Source organism: Brachybacterium avium, from assembly GCF_002216795.1.
Taxonomy (GTDB): domain Bacteria; phylum Actinomycetota; class Actinomycetes; order Actinomycetales; family Dermabacteraceae; genus Brachybacterium; species Brachybacterium avium.
This window is the reverse complement of record NZ_CP022316.1, coordinates 1,258,809-1,274,420: the sequence shown is the minus strand read 5'-3', so window position 1 is coordinate 1,274,420 and position 15,612 is coordinate 1,258,809. Positions and strand designations below refer to the sequence as shown.

11 protein-coding genes and 2 pseudogenes are annotated in these 15,612 nt (G+C 73.5%); 2 read left to right on the top strand and 11 right to left on the bottom strand.

The features are described from left to right. Window positions 1-36: 36 nt before the first annotated feature. The 7 genes and pseudogenes from hemB to hemE form a co-directional block, all read right to left on the bottom strand. A pseudogene (gene hemB, locus CFK39_RS05830) lies at window positions 37-1,073 on the bottom strand (porphobilinogen synthase). Continuing rightward, complete coding sequence (locus CFK39_RS05825) at window positions 1,073-1,855, bottom strand: uroporphyrinogen-III synthase (protein WP_089064671.1); 783 nt, start codon at window positions 1,853-1,855, stop codon at window positions 1,073-1,075. Before CFK39_RS05825 ends, hemB begins: the two are co-directional and overlap by 1 nt. Then, window positions 1,855-2,886, bottom strand: coding sequence for a hydroxymethylbilane synthase (gene hemC, locus CFK39_RS05820; protein ID WP_089064670.1), 1,032 nt, complete (start codon window positions 2,884-2,886; stop codon window positions 1,855-1,857). Before hemC ends, CFK39_RS05825 begins: the two co-directional genes overlap by 1 nt. Further along, window positions 2,883-4,124 (bottom strand): ferrochelatase, encoded by a 1,242-nt coding sequence (locus CFK39_RS05815; protein WP_157697080.1) that lies wholly within the window; start codon window positions 4,122-4,124, stop codon window positions 2,883-2,885. Before CFK39_RS05815 ends, hemC begins: the two co-directional genes overlap by 4 nt. Before the next feature lie 28 nt (window positions 4,125-4,152). Then, window positions 4,153-4,887: a hydrogen peroxide-dependent heme synthase gene (gene hemQ / locus CFK39_RS05810; RefSeq protein WP_089064669.1), complete on the bottom strand. Its 735-nt coding sequence runs from the start codon at window positions 4,885-4,887 to the stop codon at window positions 4,153-4,155. After that, window positions 4,884-6,296, bottom strand: coding sequence for a protoporphyrinogen oxidase (hemG, locus tag CFK39_RS05805; protein WP_089064668.1), 1,413 nt, complete (start codon window positions 6,294-6,296; stop codon window positions 4,884-4,886). Before hemG ends, hemQ begins: the two co-directional genes overlap by 4 nt. Further along, window positions 6,293-7,347 (bottom strand): annotated as a pseudogene (hemE, locus tag CFK39_RS05800) (uroporphyrinogen decarboxylase). Before hemE ends, hemG begins: the two are co-directional and overlap by 4 nt. A gap of 276 nt (window positions 7,348-7,623) precedes the next feature. On the opposite strand from hemE, the gene CFK39_RS05795 reads away from it, so the two are divergent. Continuing rightward, window positions 7,624-9,108, top strand: coding sequence for a glutamyl-tRNA reductase (locus tag CFK39_RS05795; RefSeq protein ID WP_089064667.1), 1,485 nt, complete (start codon window positions 7,624-7,626; stop codon window positions 9,106-9,108). Between the two features lie 43 nt (window positions 9,109-9,151). Here CFK39_RS05795 and CFK39_RS05790 read toward each other — a convergent pair whose 3' ends face one another. Then, complete coding sequence (locus CFK39_RS05790) at window positions 9,152-9,541, bottom strand: hypothetical protein (RefSeq protein WP_089064666.1); 390 nt, start codon at window positions 9,539-9,541, stop codon at window positions 9,152-9,154. A gap of 114 nt (window positions 9,542-9,655) precedes the next feature. On the opposite strand from CFK39_RS05790, the gene CFK39_RS05785 reads away from it, so the two are divergent. Beyond that, complete coding sequence (locus CFK39_RS05785) at window positions 9,656-9,955, top strand: hypothetical protein (RefSeq protein ID WP_089064665.1); 300 nt, start codon at window positions 9,656-9,658, stop codon at window positions 9,953-9,955. Window positions 9,956-9,962: 7 nt separating this feature from the next. Here CFK39_RS05785 and CFK39_RS05780 read toward each other — a convergent pair whose 3' ends face one another. Genes CFK39_RS05780 through CFK39_RS05770 form a run of 3 tightly spaced genes read right to left on the bottom strand, consistent with a single transcriptional unit; the run spans window position 9,963 to window position 15,513 of the window. Beyond that, on the bottom strand, window positions 9,963-12,116 hold the full coding sequence (locus CFK39_RS05780) for an acyltransferase family protein (RefSeq protein ID WP_089064664.1): 2,154 nt from the start codon (window positions 12,114-12,116) through the stop codon (window positions 9,963-9,965). 17 nt (window positions 12,117-12,133) lie between these two features. Next, window positions 12,134-13,504 (bottom strand): M18 family aminopeptidase, encoded by a 1,371-nt coding sequence (locus CFK39_RS05775; RefSeq protein ID WP_089064663.1) that lies wholly within the window; start codon window positions 13,502-13,504, stop codon window positions 12,134-12,136. Beyond that, window positions 13,501-15,513, bottom strand: coding sequence for a DUF6541 family protein (locus CFK39_RS05770; RefSeq protein WP_172805643.1), 2,013 nt, complete (start codon window positions 15,511-15,513; stop codon window positions 13,501-13,503). Before CFK39_RS05770 ends, CFK39_RS05775 begins: the two co-directional genes overlap by 4 nt. Between the last annotated feature and the right edge of the window lie 99 nt (window positions 15,514-15,612).

Here is a 15,612-nt window from a genome sequence, read left to right as displayed (position 1 = left end):
AAGAAGTCTCCTGGAGGTCGTCGGGAGGGAGCGGGTTCAGAGGAATTCGTGCAGGTGGGCGGGCAGGCCGTCGCGGTACCAGCCGGCGACCTCGCTCGCGTGATAGGTCAGCACCGTGGATGCGCCGGCGCGGCGGAAGGCCAGCAGGGACTCCAGCACGGTGCGGTCGCGGTCGAGCCAGCCGTTCTGCGCGGCCGCCTCGATCATCGCGTACTCGCCGGAGACCTGATAGGCGCCGACGGGGACCGGGGAAGCCTCGGCGACCTCGCGCAGCACGTCCAGGTAGGGCAGGCCGGGCTTGACCATCACCATGTCGGCGCCCTCGGCGAGGTCCAGCGCCAGCTCGCGCAGGGCCTCGCGGCCGTTCGCCGGATCCTGCTGGTAGCTGCGACGATCGCCCTGCAGCGAGGAGCCGACCGCCTCGCGGAACGGACCGAAGAAGGCGGAGGCGTACTTCGCGGTGTAGGCGAAGATCCCGGTGTCCAGATGCCCGGCGCCGTCCAGCGCCTCGCGGACCGCGGCGATCTGGCCGTCCATCATCCCGAGGGACCCAGCAGATGGGCACCCGCCTCGGCCTGGGCCAGCGCCATCTCCCGGTAGCGCACCAGGGTGGCGTCGTTGTCGACCCGGCCCGCGGCGTCGAGCACCCCGCAGTGGCCGTGGTCGGTGAACTCGTCCAAGCACAGATCGGCCATGATCACGGTCGCATCGCCCAGCTCGCGGCGCAGCCGGGCCAGCGCCTGGTTCAGGATCCCGTCGGGATCGCTGGCACCCGAGCCGGCGGCGTCCTTGTGCTCGGGGACCCCGAACAGCATCACCCCGCCCACGCCCCGCTGGACGGCCTCGGTCGCGGCCCGGACCAGGGAGTCCATCGTGTGCTGCTCGACGCCGGGCATCGAGCTGATGGGGCGGTTCTCCTGCGCACCCTCACGCACGAACATCGGCAGCACCAGGTCGGCAGGCCGCAGGGAGTGCTCGCGCACCAGGGAGCGCATCGCGCTGCTGGTGCGCAGGCGGCGGGGCCGGTCCAGCGGGCCCGGGAGGCTCGGGCCGGGCTGTGCGGGGAGGGTCATCAGGACTCCTTCGGAGAGGGGGAGTGGGGGTGGAAGAGGTGGGGGGTGGGGGGTGCCGGTGTCAGCACCTCCTGCACCGCGGTGAGCAGGGCCGCATCGGTCGTCTCGGCCGCCTGCCGGGAGACGGTCAGCCCGGCAGCCTTCGCGGCTCGCGAGGTGGGTGCCCCGATGCTGACGATCGGGGTCGAGGGATGGACGCCCAGGGCGGCGGCGCGGCGCGCGATCATCGGGCTGGTGAGGACCAGAGCGCCGTAGTGTCCGGCGGCGAGGCCCGCCCGGACGTCGTCGGGCGGATCCAACGGCTCGGGCCGGTAGGCCGTGAGCTCGCGGACCAGGTATCCCTTGGCCCGCAGCCCTTCGGGCACGGTGCGGGCCGCGGCGGAGGAGGCCGGGAACAGCACCGAGGCCGCGTCGGCCGCCGCGGGCATCTGAGCGACGAGGTCCGCGCCGGAGCCCGCGGCGACCAGATCGGGGGTGAGCCCGATGGTGCGGAGCGCCTCTGCGGTGCCCTCCCCGACGGCGACGATCTCGACCGTCGGTGCGACCTCCACCGGGGCCAGCAGTTCGGCGACGGTGCGGGAGGTGACCACGAGGTGGGTGCAGTCGCCCGCGGCGAGCAGCGCCCGGGCCGCAGCGAGCTCCGCGTCGGCTCCGGGCACGAGCCGGATCAGCGGGTGATGCTCCGCCTGGATCCCGGCTGTGTGCAGCAGCTCGAGCAGCGTCGCTCCGCGCCCGGCCGGTCGGGTGACCAGCACGGGGCGCGGAGCGCTCGCCGCACCCATCAGGCGCGGGCCTCCGCGAGGATCTCGCCGGCGCCCCGGGAGAGCAGATCCGCGGCGAGCTCCTCACCCAGCTCGGCGGGCACCGAGCCCGAACCGGAGAGCCGGTCCTCGGTGAGGTCGAGCGCCACGCGGGCCTCGCCCTCGACGGCATGGCTGCCGTCGGTGCGGATCGCGAGCGCGCGCAGCCGCAGCACGCCAGCGGTCGCCTGGCCATCGGCCTCGAGCTCCGCAAAGGCCGCGACCGGCGCCGAGCAGCCCGCCTCGAGGGTGGCCAGCAGCGCTCGTTCCGCGGCGATCGCGGCACGCGTGGCGGGGTCGTCGACCGCGTCCAGGCGCTGGGCGAACCAGGGCCGCTCCGCGAGCGCGGCGGTGGTCGCCTCGACCGCGAGGGCTCCCTGGGCGGGGGCGGGCAGCATCACCGAGACGTCCAGCAGCTCGCTGATCGCCGCCTCGCGTCCCACCCGGCGCAGCCCGGAGGCGGCGAGCACGACGGCGTCGAGGTCCGCGTCCGGGCCCTGCGCTCGGTTCAGGCGGGTCTCGACGTTGCCGCGGATCCCCAGCACCTCGAGATCGGGCCGGGCTCGCAGCAGCTGGGCGGCGCGGCGCGGGGAGCCGGTGCCGACCTTCGCCCCGGCCGGCAGCTCGGCGAGGGTGAGCCCGTCGCGGGCGCAGAGCGCATCGCGCGGATCCTCCCGGGCCGGGTAGCAGGCCAGGGTGATCTCCGTCAGCGGTGCGGTGGGGAGGTCCTTGCAGGAGTGGACGACCACGTCGACCGTCCCGTCCAGCAGCGCCTGGCGCACCGCGGTGACGAACACGCCGGTGCCACCGATCTGGGCGAGCGGGCTGATGCGGTCGCGGTCGCCGTGGGTGCTCACGTGCACCAGCTCGACGGGATGGTCCGTCCCGGCCACCAGCGCCTCGCCCACCTGCCCCGACTGGGTCAGGGCGAGGTCGGAAGCGCGGGTGCCGATCCGCAGGGAGGAGCCGACGAAGGCGGCGGTCCCGGTGGCGGTGACGTCGGCGGGCGTCATGACGACGCTCCTGCCGCCGCCGGGGAGCCCGTCGCGTCCGCGCGAGCGCTCAGGACGTCCTGCTCGGAGTCGATGGCGCTGGTGGTGGGGCGGCACTGGCGGCCGACGCAGCAGTTCGCCCCGCACACGTCCGGGGTGCCGCCGAAGTCGGTGACCACGCGGCGCGGGAACTGCGCATCCAACCGCTCCTGGACCAGATCGGCGAGGGCCGCGATGAAGCGGGGGTCCTCCCCGGAGGTCGCGACGCGGCGGAAGGCGAGCCCCTGCTCCTCGGCGGTCTCCTTGGCCTCGGTGTCCAGGTCCCATACGACCTCGACGTGATCGGTGACGAAGCCGATCGGGACCACGACCACCGCGTCGGCCGCCTCATCGGTCGCGAGCTGCTCGATCACGTCGTTCACGTCCGGCTCGAGCCACGGGGTCTGCGGTGAGCCGGAGCGGGACTGGAAGACCAGCTGCCAGTCGGGCAGCTCGGGGGCATCGTCGTGCAGCTGCTCCATCACCCAGCGGCAGGCCGCGAGGTGCTGGGCCACGTACCAGCCGCCGGAGCCCTCGACCCGGGTCTCCTCGGGGCCGGAGGCCTCGGCCATCGAGTTCGGGACCGAGTGGGTGGAGAACAGCACCGTGACCCGCTCCGGATCGTGGCCCTCCGCGGCGAGGCTCGCCAGGGCGCCGGCCACGCCGTCGACCACGGGCTCGAGGAAGCCGGGGTGGTTGAAGTAGACGCGGACCTTGTCGATGCTGACCTCGCCGGCCAGGCCGGTCTCCTCGAGCACCATCCCGAAGTCCTCCCGGTACTGGCGGCACGAGGAGTAGGAGGAGTAGGCGCTGGTCACCAGGCCCAGCGCGTGGCGTCGACCGTCCGCATGCAGGGCGCGCACCGCCTCGGCGTTGTACGGCGCCCAGTTGCGGTTGCCGAAGTAGATCGGCAGCTCGATGCCGCGGCCGGCGAGCTCCTGCTCCAGCGCGGTGATCATCGCCTGGTTCTGGGCGGTGATGGGGCTGCGACCGCCGAGGGCGCGGTAGTGGCCGGCGACCTCCTCGAGGCGTTCGTCGGGGATCCCGCGCCCCCGCGTGACATTGCGCAGGAACGGGATCACGTCGTCCTGGCCGTCGGGGCCGCCGAAGGACGAGAACAGGATCGCGTCGAAGGGCTTCAGCTCTCCGCGCCGGGTGTGGGTCGCGGAGGCGGGATCGACGATGCGCGGGCTCGGCATCGACAGGGTGGAGTCAGTCATGGTGGGTCCTCGGTGGTGGGGTCCGGGCTCAGGCGAGCAGGGCGGCGACGGCCTCGAGATCCTCGAGACGTCGGCCGGCGTGGAAGGGCAGCTCGTCGCGCACGTGCAGACGGGCATCGGAGTAGCGCAGGTGGCGCATCATGTCGACCAGATCGTGGAGGTCATCCGCCTCGAAGGAGAGCAACCACTCGTAGTCACCGAGCGCGAAGGCGGCGACGGTGTTGGCGTTGACCTGCGGGTAGTCGCGGCCCAGCATCCCGTGCTCGCGCAGCATGCGGTTGCGCTCGTCATCGGCCAGCAGGTACCAGTCGTAGCTGCGCACGAAGGGGTAGACGGTGATCCACTGCTTGCGCGCGGTGCCCGGCACCATGAACGAGGGGGTGTGGCTCTTGGCGAACTCGGCCACGCGGTGCACGCCCACGCCCGCCCATTCGCGGTGCAGCCAGGTCCCTGCCACGGAGCGCTCGAACTCGCGCAGCGCGGTCTGCAGGGCGACGGGCTCGTCGGCCGCGAGCCACAGCATCAGATCCGCCTCGGCGCGGAAGCCGGAGACGTCGTAGAAGCCCAGGATCTGAACGCCGCCCTCGGAGGCGGTTTCGACCAGCTGGGTGACCTCGGCCAGGGAGTCGCGGATCTGCTCGGTGGTGAGCTCGCCGTCCTCGGTCAGGCCCGAGAGCCGACGGAACACGGTGTAGCTGGTATAGCGGGTGGTCTGTGCGATGTCCTCGAGGGACTGCGCCGACTGTGCGGGCGTGCTGGTCATGAAGAGGTTCCTTCCCGATAGGTGTTCTCGGCGCGGAGGATCGCGTCGATGCCGGTGCCGGCCCTCCAGGAGCCGACGAGTTCGAGGCGGGGCTGCTGGTCGAGCAGCTCGGTGAGGGCGTCGAGCCCCGCGCGGTGACCGGGCAGGGCCTGGCGCATGGCGCGGTCCCAGTCGATCACCTCCGCGGCCAGCAGCTGCGCCCGGGACAGCGGGATGCCCAGGATGCGGGAGGCGTCGGCCAGGGCGAGGTCGACGATCTCCTCGCGGGGCGGCAGCTGCTCTCCCGGGCGCCCGTAGGACAGCCGCAGCAGGTGCGGGCTCCCGGCCGTGGGCAGGGCCGCGGCCAGCGCCTGCTGCACGTGCTCCCACTTGGCGCTGGCATGGGTGAGGGCCTTCGCCCGGATCCCGGCGGTGCCGGGAGCGATCAGCGCGCCCGTGCCGCAGGGGTGGGGATCCAGCGCGGGGGCGTCGAGCACCAGCGCCACCAGGCGCACGGCGGCCGACGGGGCCTGCGGGATCGCGCGGGCGATCGTGGGCGCCGCCTCGCGCAGCAGGTCCTGGGCGGTATCCGGGGGGCAGGCGAGGACCAGGTGGTCCGCCTCCAGGTGCTCGTCGCGAGCGGTGCGGACCCGCCACCGGTCGCCGCTCCGCTCGACGCCGACCACCTCGATGCCGGTGCGCAGGATCCCACCGGCGGCGAGGATCTGCGCCTGCAGTGCTGCAGGGAGCGTCGCCATGGTGGGGGACAGGGAGTGGACGCGAGTGCCCGCACTGGCCGTGGCGCGCCCCCGCAGCCGCCGCACCGTCGCGGTGAGGGAGCCGTGCTCGGCCAGTCCCCGGCTCAGCTGCGGGGAGGCGGCCGCGAACTCGAGGGTCGCCGGATCGGCGGAGAGCACCCCGCCGATCACGGGAGCGACCAGCCGTTCGAGCACGGTCCGGCCCAGTCGGCGACGCACCACCTCGGCGACGGTCGCTCCGGGCCGGGCGGCGTACGAGGCGGGCAGGAACCGCTCGAGGCTCGCGCGCAGCGCCCCGGCCGTGCCCAGCACCGTGCGCACATCGGCTGCGAGCGGATGCGCGGGGATCCCCAGCAGGCTCGCGCCGGGGGCGCGATGTACGCCTGCGGAGGAGACCACCCGGCTGCCCAGGCCCTCGCGCGGAGCCACGATCCGCTGCTCGAGGCCCAGCTCGGCGACCAGTGCGTCGACCGCCCCGGAACCGGTCGCATACGCCTCGGCGCCGGTGTTCAGTGCGAGACCGCCGGCGTCCGGGAGGACGGTGTCGGCGATCGCGCCGCCGACGGCCCGGGAGGCCTCGAGCAGCACCACGCGGTGCCCGGCGTGCTGCTGGCGGCGGGCGGCCAGCAGCCCGGCCAGGCCGCCGCCGACCACGAGGACACGGGTGCTCATGCCGGGCGGACGTCCTGCTCTGCGCCGGCCACTTCATGGAGATAGCTCACCAGATCGGTGAGGACCTGCGGATCGGTGGTCGGGGGACGCCGTGGCCGAGGTTGACCACATGGCCGCTCGCAGCGGCCCCGGCCTCCAGCACCGATCTCGCCTCCGCGAAGCGCGCCTGCTCGGAGGTGAACAGCACGGCCGGGTCGATGTTGCCCTGGACCGGGGTGCCGGCCGGCAGCATCTCCAGCGCCTGGTCCAGCCGCAGCCGGTGGTCCACACCCATCGCGGTGGCCCCGGCGGCGTGCATCTGCGGCAGCAGGTGGGAGGCGCCGACGCCGAAGTGGAGGCGCGGCACCGGCAGGTCGGCGACGTGGGCGAGGGCCGCCGCGGAGTGCGGCTGGACATGGGTGAGGTACTGCTCGGCGCTGAGGGCGCCCACCCAGGAGTCGAACAGCTGCACGGCGGAGGCGCCCGCGAGCACCTGGGCGCGCAGGAAGCGGCCCGACAGCTCCGCCACCCAGGCGGCCAGGCGCGCCCACGCCTCGGGTTCGGAGCGCATCAGCGCACGGGTGCGCAGGTGGTCGCGGCTGGGACCGCCCTCGACCATGTAGCTGGCCACGGTGAAGGGGGCGCCGGCGAAGCCGATCAGGGGCGTGGTGCCGAGCTCGGCGACGGTCAGGCGCACCGCCTCGCGGATCGGCTCGAGCGCCGCCTCGTAGTCATCGCCGAGCACGGGAAGGGCGTCGATATCGGCGACGGTGGCCACGGGATGCTCGAAGACGGGGCCGACGCCCGGCTGGATCTCGACCGCGAGCCCCGCCTGGCGGGCCGGGACCACGATGTCGGAGAAGAAGATGCCGGCATCCACGCGGTGGCGCCGCACCGGCTGGACGGTGATCTCCGCGGCCATGTCGGGACGCACGCAGGAGTCGAGCATCGTGGTGCCCTCGCGCAGGGCGCGGTACTCCGGCAGGGAGCGGCCGGCCTGTCGCATGAACCACACGCTCGGGGTGAGGCTCCTCACTCCGCGCAGCTCCTGCAGCACCGAGGCGTCGGACACCCCGCCCTCGGCCGTCGGGCGCTGTGCCGGGTGCTCGACGGGCAGCTCGGCGGAGGGGCCGACGGGGGGTGCGGAGGGGGCGGCGGCAGTGGTGGCGAGCCCGGGGCCTGCGGCGTTCCCGGGAGCTGACAGGTGTCGCGATCGATCTGACGCCTTGTCGGCAAAAGTGGGCTCTGACGTGGGGTTCTGTGTCATGACGCTCCATTGTGCACATGAACTCCGAGAGCGTTCCGAGAGTCGGCCGGAGCGGCTGCGGGCCGTCCTAGACTGGCGCTCATGCTCGCTGCTCTCCGTGCCTCCCATGAGCACCTCGACCTCGAGGTGCTCGACGCCCTGACCCGGGGCGCGGACTCCCTGCCGGCGGTCATCGACGAGATCCGGGACGAGCGCGTCACCGCGGGCACCGACCCCGTCATCGCCGGCGAGGTCGTGGTCAGCACCTGCAACCGGCTGGAGATCTACCTCGACACCGACCGCTTCCACGAGGGGGTGGACCTGGTCGTCGATGCGGTCGCCCGCACCAGCGGGCTGGACCGCGAGGTGGTCTCCCTCTGCTTCGAAGCGGCGATGGATGCCCCCGTCCCCCAGCATCTCTACGAGGTCACCTCCGGGCTGCGCTCCCTGGTGCTCGGCGAGGCCGAGATCGCGGGGCAGGTGCGGCAGTCCTACGAGACGGCGCGCCGCGCGGGCCGCACCACCTCGATGCTCCACGACCTCTTCCAGCACGGCTTCCGCTGTGCGAAGTCCGTCGCCACCCAGGCGCCGGTCGGCGCGGCCGGGCGCAGCGGCGCCACCGTCGCGGTGGACCGGGCCGAGATCGAGCTCGGCGGCTTCGCCGGTCGCAGCGTGCTGATCGTCGGCACCGGCGCCTATGCCCGCCTCGGGCTCGCGGAGCTGGCGCGCCGCGGGGTGGGCGACGTGCGGGTGTTCTCCCCCTCGGGCCGGGCCGCCGGCTTCGCGGAGCGCCACGGCGTCCAGGTCGTCGAACCGGCCGACCTCGAGCGCTCCCTGCACGCGGCCGATCTGGTGCTCGCCTGCTCCGGGCGCGGCACCTCCCTGTTCCCCGAGCAGTTCCTCAGCGCCGGCCGCACCGTGGTGCTCGACCTCGCGCTGCACTCGGATCTGCACCCCCTGGTGCGGCACCTGAAGGGCGTCACCGTGCTCGGGCTCCAGGACCTCAAGCTCGGCACCGACGCGCAGGCCGATCCGGCACTGCGCACCGCCGGCGCGATCGTCGCCGAGAACGTCGAGGCCTTCCGCCTGCAGCAGGAGGTGCGCCGGATCGACCCGGCGATGGCCGCCCTGCGCCGGGAGGTCTTCGATGCGGCCGACGGGGAGATCGACCGACTGCGCCGCGACGTCGCCGGTGAGACCGCCGACCAGCTCGAGCGCTCGGTGCGCCGCATCCTCGCCCGGGTGATGCACCAGCCCGCCGAACGCGCCCGGCACCTCGCGGAGACCGGCTTCGCCGATGCCTACGTCGAGGCCTTCCACACCATCTTCGGCATCGACATCTCCGCCGGTCAGCAGCTCACCTCGGGCACCCAGGAGCCCGACGAGGACGTCAGTGCGCCGATGCCCGCCGGCTGGATGCGGGTGGATCGCACGGTGCCGCCGCGCAGCGAGGGGCTGCTGGACGAGCCCGCACCCGAGCTCGCGCCCGTCAGCCGCCTCTCCGCCTCGGACCTCGCCCGGGTGGCGCTGCGCGGCGACCGCTGCCCGGTCGGCCACGGGCCGGGAGCGCAGACTCCGGCCGACTGACCGGGCACGGACGGACGGCGGTCACCGCGGACCGGGCGTGAGCTCAGCGGCGGCGGAACAGGCCGCGCCGGCGGCGGGGAGCGGGGGCCTCGTCCGCGGCGACCTGCTCGTCCTCGCTGTCCTGCTCGGCGGGCAGGTCCTCCGGGTCGATCGGGAGACCCTCCTCGTCCACCCAGACGTCGGTCCAGCCGATATCGGACTCATCGCGCGGGCTGTACGCACGGCGCGGGCCCAGCGCCTCCTGGACGTCCTCGACCTCGATCTCCGCCGGGGCGCGGACCTCTTCGCCGCGATGCGGCACCGGGCAGGTCCAGAAGTACGGGCAGCCGGGACAGCCGGCGGTCTCCTCGTCGGGAGTCGCCTCGCGCTGCATCTGGACCCCGTCGATCTGCTGCAGCATGCGCAGACGCGACTCGAGGGGATTGATCTCCATATCCTGCTCAGAGTACTGCGCCGGGCGGCCGCCGACGACGCGCCCGCAGCAGGTTCCGACGTAGGATCGGGGCCCCACCGCGTCACCGTCCCGCGAGATCCCCAGGAGCCCCCGATGAGCACCCCTCAGCAGCGAGTCCATGACGCCACCCGCCGCCTGCTGGACCTGCTCGAGCACGGCGAATCGCTCAGCCCCGAGGCCATCGAGCTGCGCTGCGAGCTGGCCGAGGCCACAGCGGAGGCCGGGCACCTCGACGATTCGTACTACCAGGTCGAGGAGCTGCTCAAGGACGCGCGGCGCGAGCACGGACCCGACCATCCGGCCGTGGCCCGGGCGGTCGAGGCCGTCGAGGCGGTGCGGGCGATCGGGAGGCGTGCCCAGGCTGCGGCCGGTGAGGCCGGCACCGCCGGCTGAGCGCCGCTCACCACCGCCAGCCCGCCTCGCGGAGCCTCGCGTCGACCTGGTCCTGCATCGACTCGGCGTAGGTCGCCGAGATGTGGTCCGGATCGATGGAGACCCTCACGTTGCCGATCACCGGGGTGCACACGCCCTCGGGGCATACCAGGTCGTTGATCTCGATCGGGTGGACGCCCTCGGTCTGAGCGGCGAGCAGGGCCGCATCGGGCCGCTCGGCGGTCAGGTCCTCGGGGATCGGGGGCGCGCACTCGGGAGAGTCCGCGCCCTTCTCCCGCACACAGGTGCCCTGGTGCAGGTCCATCCGGGGCATGTCCCGCAGCGCGATCACGTCGATGCCCGTGGCAGTGAGGTCCGCCAGCGTGGCATCCAGGCCCGGAGTGATCACCTCCGCGCGCTCCGGCGTCAGGAAGGTGGAGTGCACGACCACCGCGTCGGGGGAGATCCGCTCGAGATAGGTTTGCGCCTTCGCGCTCCAGGCATCGCACTCCTCGGAGACCTGCGCGTCCGGGGCGTAGAGGCAGCCGCCCTTCCAGAGCGTGATCAGGGTCCAGCCGTTCTGCTCGGCGAGCGGGATGAGGGCACCGGTGAACTGCTCCATCCGCGAGCTGCCGACGCTGACCACGACCTTGCCGCCCGGTTCCCCCTCGACGACGCCGCAGGAGTTCCGCTTCGGCTCGACCTCGGCCCGAGGCTCCCGATCGCCCGAGCACAGACCATCGCCCAGCACCCAGTCGCCGGGGAGAGCGGCGAGGGACGGCAGCGGCTCGGCATCGGGGTCCGCGTCGGGATGCACGGTGAACTCGGGATCCAGCACCCGGGCGCCGGGATTGTCGGCCACGGCGCGGGCCTCCGCCTCGCGCTCGGCGGCCAGCAGGTGCTGCTGGGAGGCGATCACCGGCGAGAGCGACAGCACCAGGCAGGTCAGCGCCACGGCCCCGGCCCGCCAGGGCTTCGCGCTCGCCCACGGCCAGCGCCGCACCGGGGTGTCGACCAGGCGTGTCAGCAGCCAGGCCAGGAGCAGGGAGAGCGAGATCAGCGCCAGCCCGTCGAACGGTCCGGCGCGCTCCTTCCCCGTCCACGCGAGGTAGAGGATCAGCAGCGGCCAGTGGACGAGGTAAAGCCCGTAGGAGATGTCCCCGAGCACCACCGCGGGGCGGGTCGAGAGAACCCGGTCCACGCTCAGCGGATGCCCGGTCGTGCCGGCGATCAGCACCAGTGCGGCCGCCGCGAGCGGCCAGGCGGCGATCCAGCCCGGGAAGGCGCCCTGGACGTCCACCAGCAGACCGCAGGAGACCAGGGCGAGGATCCCCACCCAGGCCCCGACCACGCGGAGGGGCAGGGGGAACGGCGAGAGCGATCCGGCAGCGGACCCGCTGGCCCGGTGTCGTCCACGGCGGGCGCGGTGTGGGGCTCTCCCTTGCGCCCACTGTTCCCACCACGGCAGCGCGAGGCCCAGCAGGGAGCCGGCCGCGAACTCCCACAGTCGGGCGAGGGTGTCGAAGTAGGCGACCTCCTGCTGGGACGCGGTCGAGACGACCGACCAGGCGAAGGACACCACCAGCACCGCGGCGAAGAGGAGCGCGAGCACGGCACGGGCACGGAGGCGCAGCAGGCGCGCGAGGAGCACCGCGAGCGCGATCAGCAGCGGCCAGGCCAGGAACACCTGCCCCTGGATCGACAGGGACCAGAAATGCTGGAAGGCGGAGGGCCCGGCCTCCTCCGCGGCGTAGTAGTCCACGCCCCGTCTGATCAGCACCCAGTTCTCCACGTGCAGGAGGGAGCCGATCGCGTCGGTGATCGCGGTCATCCAGCGCTCGGGCGGCAGCACCAGGCGGACCCCGGCGAGGGTCGCCAGGACCACCACTGCGGTGGGCGGCAGCAGCCGCTTGAAGGTGCGCCCCCAGTACGCCGCCGGTGCCGTCGGCCGTCCGGCATCCACGCGCCGCAGGAACGTGCCCACCAGCAGGAAGGAGGAGAGGAACAGGAACACGTCCACCCCGCCGGAGACCCGGTCGAACCAGACGTGGTAAAGCACCACGAGGCCGATCGCGAGGCCGCGCACGCCGTGCAGCTCGGGGCGGAAGCGGCCCGCGCCGGTGGTGGGGGCCGGGTCGGAGGCGGCGGCGGGCGCGCCGACAGCAGGAGGAGCGGAGGTCACGGGTCCGGGGCGCTCCCTCAGCCGCGCAGGAACGCGGCGCAGGCCTGCTGCAGCAGCAGCGGATCCGCGGTCGCGCACATCTCGCGCGCCGAATGCATCGACAGCAGGGTGAGGCCCACATCGATCGTGGTCATCCCCAGCCGGGTCGCGGTCAGCGGCCCGATCGTCGAGCCGCACGGCATCGCATTGTGCGAGACGAAATGCTGATGCGGCACCCCGGCGCGCTCGCAGGCCGCCGCGAAGGCCGCGATGCCCACCGCATCGGTCGCGTACCGCTGCTGCGCGTTGATCTTCAGCATCGGCCCGTCGCCCAGTCGCGGACGGGTCACCGGGTCGTGGCGCTCGGGGTAGTTCGGGTGGGCGGCATGGCCGGCATCGGCCGAGAGCACCATCGAGGAGGTGAAGGCACGACGGCGCGAGGCCTCGTCCCCGCCGAGCGCGGCGTGCATCCGCACCAGCACGTCCTCGAGGAACGGCCCGGCGGCGCCGGACCGGGTGGCCGAGCCCACCTCCTCGTGGTCGTTGGCGATCATCATGGCGATCGGCTCGGGCCCGGCGGGCGCGGGAAGACCGTCGCCGTCAGCGACCGTGATCAGCGCCTGGACCTCGGCGTGCACGGAGCTGAGGTTGTCCAGCCGGGCGGAGGCCAGGAACTCCTCGTGCGCACCGAACAGCGCCGGCGCCTGGGCGTCGACCGTGAGCACGTCGAAGCCGACGATGTCGCCGGGGTCGACCGGATCCGTCCCGGCGCTGTCCTCGACCAGGTGCCCGGTCCCGTCCAGCGGCACGGCATGCGCGGCCAGCAGCTCCCGCACGTCCACCTCCCCGATCCCCAGGATCGGCTGCAGGTGCCGCTGCGGATCGAGCTGCAGGCCCTCCTTGTTCACTGCCCGGTCCAGGTGGACCGCGAGCTGCGGCACCCGCAGCACCGGCGGCGTGGACACCAGGGCGCGGCGACCATCACGCAGCGTGAGCAGCCCGGCCAGACGCAGCTCGCGGTCCAGCCAGGAGTTCAGCAGCGGCCCGCCGTAGACCTCGACCCCCACCTGCGAGAGGTTCTCGCGGCCCAGCTCGGGATTCGGCTTCAGCTTCAGCGCGGGGGAGTCCGTGTGGGAGCCGACGATCCGCCACGGCGTCGTGGCGTCGGCCCCCTCCGGGGTGACCCAGGCGATCAGCGCCCCGTCGCGGATCACGTACCGGGCCCCGGCGACATCCGCCGCCGCCCAGTCGGCGGATTCCTGCAGCGGGGAGAAGCCGGCCGCGCGCAGCCGGCGGGCGGCCTCCTGCACCGCGTGGAAGGAGGAGGGGGAGGCGGAGACGAAGTCGCCCAGGTCGAGGGTGGTGGCCCGGGCGCGGGCGGACGGTGCGGCGGCAGAGTGGGGAGTCACGGGTTCATTGAACCATCGGTGCCGCGGCAGGGGAGCATGCGCAGCAGCTTCGCCTCGCCCACCTGCAGCACCACCTCGGCGGCGCCGGTCTCGGAGATCTCGTTGAGGCCGGTGTAGCTGGCGGAGCGTCCATGGATCTCCTGCGGGCCGAAGTCCAGGGCGTATTCGACGTTCAGCTCCTCGGCGGCGTCGCAGACCTCGGGGTTCGTGCGGGCCTCGTCGAGCTCGGCATTGAGCAGGTGCACCTCGGGCTCCGCCTGGAAGCCCATATAGGTGTTGAGCACCGGCCGATCGGAGATGGCATAGGCGAGCGAGCTGCCGTTCCAGGCGTTGGTGGCGATCACCGCATCCTCGGGGACCACCTCGGGCAGCTGTTCGAGCAGCGCGCGCTCGTCGGCGGAGAGCAGCCCGCTGGTCTGCCAGGCCGACTCGAAGAACCACTGGTTGACGCGGGCCCCGGGGGAGAGCATCCCCAGCGCCAGCACCGACACGGCGACCGCCGCCGCGGCCACCTGCCCCGGGGGCCCGGAGAGCGCTGGCCGATGGTGCCCCGCCCAGCGCTGGAGGCTCTCGATGCCGAGGGCCAGCACCGGGATCGCGGCGACGGCGATGATGGCCGTGGTCCGGTTGTTGTCCGTGTACCAGTTGCCGAACAGGAGGTATCGCAGATCGCCCACCGGGGTGCTGCGGGTCAGAGCGGACATCGCCGCGGCCGCGAGCCAGGGGGCCAGCAGCCAGCGGGAACGGGACAGCAGCAGCACCGCGACAGCGCAGCCCAGCATCACCAGGCCCAGCGGGATGGAGGTGGGGGTGGCGTTGGGGGCCAGCGAGATCGCCTGCCCGATCGCCTCCTTCCGCGAGGCGTTCGGCTCCCAGACCGCAGAGGACTCCGGGGGCCGGAACCGCAGCCAGATCATCGCCGAGCCGGCCAGCGCCACGACCGTGAGCACCGTGAGCGGCCACAGGCGGTGGCCCGGCACGGCGGAGGGGGAGAACCGTTCACGAGCCCGGGCCAGAGTCCCCCAGACCAGGATCGGCAGTCCCAGCACCATGCCCACGAACACCCCCTGCGGATGGGCGAGCGTCACGGCCCCGCAGATCACCGGCAGCAGCACGGCGAGCTGGACGCCGCTCAGCTGCTGCCCGGAGCGCGGAGCCAGCCCCGCCAGATGGGCCACCACGACCACCACCAGCGGCATCATCGTCATGGAGAGGAAGTACGGCAGCACGATGCCCCAGTACATCAGCGCCACCGGGAACGCCCCGGTGACACCGGCCAGCGTGCCCGCGGCGATCCATCCCACCGGCCCGGCCGTGGTGCAGGTGCGCATCAGGACCATCAGCCCCACCGGCCACACCACGGCGGCCAGCAGCAGCATCACCACGTTGGAGGCCAGCGGGATCCCCTGGCCGGAGATCTGCACGACGAGACTGACCAGCTGGTGCCAGGCCGCGGGGTAATAGGTCTCCTCGCCCGGCAGGGCGGTCATCCCGCCGACGATCCAGGCGGACGCGTCCTGGAGCCGCAGGATGTGGCGCACCGCATTGAGGTGGAAGACGTTGTCGTAGGTCTGGTTGACCGCGAAGACCCCGCCCATCATCGGCAGCACCCGCGCCAGCAGCAGGCCACCGCCGAGCAGCGCGCCGATCAGCAGCGCGCCGGCGCGGCCGCGACGGCGGGACAGGAGGCCCGTGGCCGGGTGCGTCGCCTCCTTGTTCGGTGCGGGCGAGGGGTCATCGGCCGGCGTCGCCCGTGCCCGGCGGCGGCCCGGCAGCCACAGCGCCGCACCCACCGCCAGCCCCAGCAGCAGCGGGGAGACGATCGTCCAGGGGATCCCGAGCAGGTGCCCGACCTCGGCGGCGATCGCGGCCATCAGCAGCGAGAACGGGACGGCCGCGGCGACGGCGGTCAGCGGCCGCAGCCGGAGCGCGAGCACCGACGGCAGCCCGGGAGCACCGAGCACCAGCAGCGCCGCGCCCAGGGTCGCGAGGATCCTCAGGATGTCCACGCGGTGTGCACCTGCTTCCTGCTCGAGCGGGCGCGAGCGCCCCGGGAACGGGCACATCGTAGCCGTCGCGGTGCACAGGAACCATGGACGCGGTGCGCA

Coding starts and splice junctions, on each gene's coding strand:
- CFK39_RS05825 (WP_089064671.1), bottom strand. CDS start 1,855: ATGGGTGCGGCGAGCGCTCCGCGCCCCGTGCTGGTCACCCGACCGGCC.
- hemC (WP_089064670.1), bottom strand. CDS start 2,886: ATGACGCCCGCCGACGTCACCGCCACCGGGACCGCCGCCTTCGTCGGC.
- CFK39_RS05815 (WP_157697080.1), bottom strand. CDS start 4,124: ATGACTGACTCCACCCTGTCGATGCCGAGCCCGCGCATCGTCGATCCC.
- hemQ (WP_089064669.1), bottom strand. CDS start 4,887: ATGACCAGCACGCCCGCACAGTCGGCGCAGTCCCTCGAGGACATCGCA.
- hemG (WP_089064668.1), bottom strand. CDS start 6,296: ATGAGCACCCGTGTCCTCGTGGTCGGCGGCGGCCTGGCCGGGCTGCTG.
- CFK39_RS05795 (WP_089064667.1), top strand. CDS start 7,624: ATGCTCGCTGCTCTCCGTGCCTCCCATGAGCACCTCGACCTCGAGGTG.
- CFK39_RS05790 (WP_089064666.1), bottom strand. CDS start 9,541: ATGGAGATCAATCCCCTCGAGTCGCGTCTGCGCATGCTGCAGCAGATC.
- CFK39_RS05785 (WP_089064665.1), top strand. CDS start 9,656: ATGAGCACCCCTCAGCAGCGAGTCCATGACGCCACCCGCCGCCTGCTG.